The organism is Monashia sp. HAY1-5C, from assembly GCF_056755255.1.
Window position 1 is genome coordinate 1 of sequence record NZ_JBPGXG010000619.1, and the last position, 247, is coordinate 247.

The 247-nt window shown below is 64.8% G+C and carries 1 pseudogene; it reads right to left on the reverse strand.

The window, feature by feature from the left end:
- A pseudogene (locus ACR9ZK_RS22945) lies at window positions 1-247 on the reverse strand (antibiotic biosynthesis monooxygenase); the annotation flags it as partial.

The following is a 247-nucleotide window of genomic DNA, read 5'->3' on the forward strand; positions in this document are numbered from 1 at the left end:
GATCGCCACGGCTTGTTTCCAGCGTGGTGGCCGTTGACCGGCAGCGCCGAACCAGCCCTCGATGCCGCTGACCCGATGCTCCTTGGGATGCTCGAACAGATCGCTGCCCCGCGCCAGCCACGCGGTACGCGAAACCGAGTGCTCCCAGGCGTGCAGGGTCTGCTTGTCGACGAAGCGGAAAATGATCTGGAATTCGTTGTCACCGGGTGGCGGAGCGAGCACGCCGGAACCCAGGTAACCGGGAAAG